At 70.1% G+C, this 4,516-nt stretch carries 5 protein-coding genes and 1 pseudogene; all 6 read left to right on the forward strand.

Annotated elements, in window-relative coordinates; all coding sequences use genetic code 11:
* Window positions 1–558 (forward strand): annotated as a pseudogene (locus tag DBR36_RS15460) (4-(cytidine 5'-diphospho)-2-C-methyl-D-erythritol kinase); the annotation flags it as partial.
* Window positions 559–692: 134 nt separating this feature from the next.
* Window positions 693–995 carry a DUF427 domain-containing protein gene (locus DBR36_RS15465; protein ID WP_108320611.1) on the forward strand — a complete coding sequence of 101 codons (303 nt, stop codon included), beginning with the start codon at window positions 693–695 and terminating at the stop codon, window positions 993–995.
* 13 nt (window positions 996–1,008) lie between these two features.
* Window positions 1,009–1,833: an ABC transporter ATP-binding protein gene (locus DBR36_RS15470; RefSeq protein ID WP_108320612.1), complete on the forward strand. Its 825-nt coding sequence runs from the start codon at window positions 1,009–1,011 to the stop codon at window positions 1,831–1,833.
* On the forward strand, window positions 1,830–2,510 hold the full coding sequence (locus DBR36_RS15475) for an ABC transporter permease (RefSeq protein ID WP_108320613.1): 681 nt from the start codon (window positions 1,830–1,832) through the stop codon (window positions 2,508–2,510). The genes DBR36_RS15470 and DBR36_RS15475 overlap by 4 nt, the downstream gene beginning before the upstream one ends.
* Window positions 2,507–3,265, forward strand: a complete 759-nt coding sequence (locus tag DBR36_RS15480; RefSeq protein WP_108320614.1) for an ABC transporter permease — start codon at window positions 2,507–2,509, stop codon at window positions 3,263–3,265. Before DBR36_RS15475 ends, DBR36_RS15480 begins: the two co-directional genes overlap by 4 nt.
* 38 nt (window positions 3,266–3,303) lie before the next feature.
* Window positions 3,304–4,221 carry an ABC transporter substrate-binding protein gene (locus DBR36_RS15485; protein WP_108320615.1) on the forward strand — a complete coding sequence of 306 codons (918 nt, stop codon included), beginning with the start codon at window positions 3,304–3,306 and terminating at the stop codon, window positions 4,219–4,221.
* The last annotated feature ends 295 nt before the right edge of the window (window positions 4,222–4,516 follow it).

A 4,516-nucleotide genomic window follows, 5' to 3' on the forward strand; every position in this document is an offset into this window, starting at 1 on the left:
CTGTGGGGCCTGGGCATGCCGGTGAGCGAGCTGGCCCGCCTGGCAGCGCGCCTCGGCGCCGACGTCCCCTTCGCTCTGCTGGGCGGTACCGCCGTGGGCACCGGCCGCGGCGACGAGCTGAGCCCCGCCCTCGCGCGCGGGCGCTTCGACTGGGTGCTCGTCCCCAACGACGAGGGCATGTCCACGCCCGTCGTCTACGGCGAGCTCGACGCGCACCGCGAACGGCACGCGGTCGACATCGGTCCGGCGAGGCGCGTGCCGGCGGTCGACCCCGATGTGCTGCACGCGCTGCGCCAGGGCGATGCGCGCATGCTCGCCGCGACGCTGCGCAACGACCTGCAGGCGCCGGCCCTCCACCTGCGTCCCGACCTGGCCCGCGTCCTCGAGCGGGGCGAGGGCTCGGGTGCCCTGGCGGGGATCGTCTCGGGATCCGGTCCGACGCTGGCTTTTCTCGTCGCCGACGAGTCCTCGGCCATCGACCTGCAGGTGACCCTCAGCGCCGCGGGCCTGGTGGCGCTGCACGTGCACGGCCCAGTACCCGGTGCGCGTGTGGTCTGACCGCACGGCACCATAGCCCAGGTCGACACGGGGAGCAATCTTCGGCTGGCGCGATCGGTATCTCGCTAGCCTCGATCAAGGTGGCTCACCACCGACGGGTGCCGTGCCCGCGGGGTGCCACGAAGGGGGTTCCCATGAAGGCAGTGCTCGACGGCGTCGTGATCGCCGAAGCCGACCGCGACGACCTGGCCTCGATCGAGGGCAACTGGTACTTCCCGCCGCAGGCGGTGCGCGAGGGCGCGCTCACCCAGAGCCCCACTCCCTACACCTGCCCCTGGAAGGGTGCCGCGCAGTACTGGAACGTCTCCCTCGACGGCGCGGAGCTGGCCGACGGTGCCTGGTCCTACCCCGACCTGCGCGACGGTGCGGTGGAGCGGGTGGGCAAGGACTTCGCGGGCTACGTCGCCTTCGACCGCAGGGTCGTGGTCTCCGACTGAGTCGGGTCGTCGCATGATCGAGTTCTCGGCCGTTTCCAAGGTCTTCCCCGACGGCACGCGCGCCGTCGACGACTTCCACCTCGTCATCCCCTCGCGCAAGACCACCGTCTTCGTCGGGTCCTCCGGCTGCGGCAAGACGACGCTGCTGCGCATGATCAACCGTATGGTCGAGCCGTCGTCCGGCTCGATCACCATCGACGGCGACGACATCGGCGGCAAGCCGGCCGTCCAGCTGCGACGCAGCATCGGCTACGTCATGCAGAACTCGGGGCTGCTGCCGCACTTCACCGTCGCCGACAACATCGCCACCGTCCCCGTGCTGCAGGGGCAGAACCGCAAGGCGGCCCGCACGCGCGCCCTCGAGCTGATGAAGACCGTCGGCCTCGACACCGCCATGGCGGACCGCTACCCCAGCCAGCTCTCGGGCGGCCAGCAGCAGCGCGTGGGCGTGGCCCGCGGGCTCGCCGCCGACCCCAACATCCTGCTGATGGACGAGCCCTTCGGGGCCGTCGACCCGATCGTGCGCGACGAACTGCAGCAGGAGCTTCTGCGCCTTCAGAGCGAGATCGGCAAGACCATCGTCTTCGTCACGCACGACATCGACGAGGCGTTCCTTCTGGGCGACCAGGTGGTCATCCTCGAGAAGGGCGCGAAGGTGGCGCAGGTTGGCACCCCCAGCGAGATCGTCGAGAACCCGGCGAGCGACTTCGTGGCCAGCTTCATCGGCGCGGTCAAGGGCAAGCGCGCGTTGCATCTCAAGCAGACCGCCACCGGAACGGTCGTGGTGGATGCCGAGGGCCGCACCCAGGGTGCCCTGGTGGAGGACGCTCACCCGTGAACTGGGTAGGGAACAACCTCGATCTCATCGGGCAGTTGACGCTGGTGCATCTGCGCCAGAGCCTCATCGCCCTCGTGGTGGGTTTCGTCATCAGCATCCCGCTCGGGTGGGTCGCCTGGCGCTACCGTCTGGTGCGCAGCGGTGTCATCACCATCACGGGTCTGCTGTACACGATCCCCTCGCTCGCTCTGCTCATCCTCGTCCCGGTCGTGACCGGCTGGTACAGCATCGTCAGCGAGACCAACCTGATCGTCGCCCTGGCGATCTACGCCGTGGCGATCCTCGTCCGCGCCGTCGCCGACGGGCTGGACTCGGTCGACGCGGGCGTCCGCCAGGCGTCCACGGCCATCGGGTACGGCTCGTTCCGTCGCTTCCGGGCGGTCGAGTTCCCCCTCGCGGGGCCCGTGGTCCTCGCGGGGCTCCGCGTGGCCTCGGCCAGCACGATCGCGCTCGCGACCGTCGGCATCCTCGTCGGCATCCAGAACATCGGCTACCTGTTCACCAACGGGCTGCAGCGCCGCATCATCCCCGAGGTGTTCGCCGGGGTGGTCGCCGTCGTCGTGCTCGCCCTCGTGATCGACCTGATCCTCGTGCTCGCGGGACGCCTGCTGATGCCCTGGACCCGCGCGACCAAGACCGTCTCTCGCCAGGCCAACCGGACGTTGGTGAAAGCATGAACCTGCTCGGCGACGCGATCGCCTGGATCTTCTCGGGGGAGTCGGGCCAGTTCGACTCGATCCCGCTGGCCATCGGCATCCAGCTGCTCTACACCGCCGTGGCGGTCTTGATCGCCGGGGCGATCGCGATCCCGCTGGGGTGGTTCATCGGCCACACCGGCAAGGGACGAGAGACCGCCGTCGCGATCTCGGGCGCCGCCCGCGCGATCCCCTCGTTCGGCCTGCTGATCCTGCTGACGCTGCTGCTTGGCGTGCTGCACAAGCCCGAGGCGGCGATCATCTCGTTCGTCGTCCTCGCCATCCCTTCGCTGCTGGCGGGTGCCTACACCGGTTTCGAGGCCATCGACCGCCGGGTGATCGACGCGGGACGCTCGATGGGCATGACCGAGTCGCAGATCCTCTGGCGCATCGAGGTGCCGCTCGGACTACCGCTGCTGGTCGGCGGCATCCGTGCCGCGACGCTGCAGGTGCTCGCCACGGTGACGATCGCCGCGTACATCGGGCTCGGCGGCCTCGGGCAGTACATCATCGCGGCCATCCCGCTCCGTCGGTTCGACATCCTCATCGGCGGAGCGATCCTCGTCGCCGTGCTCGCGCTGGTCATCGACGGGCTGTTCGCGCTGCTGCAGCATCTCGTCGTGCCCCGCGGCATCCGCGCCGCCGGCGCCGCCCAGCCGCAGCGACGCAGCGCCCGTCAGCGCCGCGCCGAAGCGATCGCCGTGGGAGCGCCGACGGCGCCACCGGCGACCCCCTGACCCACCTGAATCCCGAATCACCAGAAAAGAGAGCACCCATGTTCACAGCACGAACCAAGAAGGGCCTCGGCCTCATCGCCGGCCTCGCGGTCGCCTCGCTCGCCTTCGCCGGTTGCAGCGGCGGGTCCAGCGACCCGCTGAGCAACGGCGGCGGTGACGCCAGCGGCTCGTCCGACACGATCGTCGTCGGCTCGCAGGCGTACTACTCGAACGAGATCATCGCCGAGATCTACGCCCAGGCACTCGAGAAGGCCGGCAAGACGGTCACGCGTCAGTTCCAGATCGGCCAGCGCGACGCCTACATCCCGCTGCTCGAGGACGGCACCGTTTCGGTGTTCCCCGAGTACACGGGCAACCTGCTGCAGTTCTTCGAGAAGGACACCGAGGCGCGCACCGCCGACGACGTGTACGCCGCGCTGCCGGCCGCGCTGCCCGAGGGCCTCGAGGTGCTCGACCAGTCCGAGGCCACCGACCAGGACTCGTACACCGTCACCAAGGCCTTCGCCGACGCCAACGGCCTCACCTCGATCGCCGACCTGTCCAAGGTCACCTCGGGGCTGACCCTCGGTGGCAACGCCGAGCTCGCCGAGCGTCCCTACGGCCCCACCGGCCTGCAGTCGACCTACGGCGTCACCGTGCAGTTCTCGCCCACCGGTGAGACCACCGTCGACGACCTCGTCGCCGGCACGATCCAGGTCGCGAACGTCTACACGGCCGACCCGCGCATCCAGACCGACGACCTCGTCACGCTGACCGACCCCAAGGGCCTGTTCCTCGCGTCGAACGTCGTGCCCGTCGTCAACTCGAACGTCGCCTCCGAGGTGTCGGACGTGCTGAACAAGGTCAGCGCCGCCCTCACCCCCGAGGGTCTGGTCGAGCTGAACGTCAAGTCGACCGTCGACCAGCAGTCCTCGGCCGACATCGCGTCGGAGTGGCTCGCCGCCAACGGCTTCTGAGCCCGTCCCTGGCCGCGGGGCCGTCCGGTTCGCCGGGCGGCCCCGCGGTCGTTTGCGGCTGCGGCAGGCATCCGCGAGACTGCATCCCGCTGACAACTCGGCGACATCCTGCAACCGAGTTGTCAGGGCGATGCTGTCTCGCCGCCGCCGCCGCGGCCGACGCAGCCGCCGGTTCCAGCGCTGCCACCCGGCGGTTCGGCCGCACCCGCGAACGGTCCGGCGTCGGCGCGCGCCTGGGCGGGGTGGCATCCGCGAGACTGCACCCTGCTGACAACTCGGCGACATCCTGCAACCG

The sequence above is a fragment of the Microbacterium sp. HMWF026 genome (assembly GCF_003061325.1).
Classification (GTDB): domain Bacteria; phylum Actinomycetota; class Actinomycetes; order Actinomycetales; family Microbacteriaceae; genus Microbacterium; species Microbacterium testaceum_E.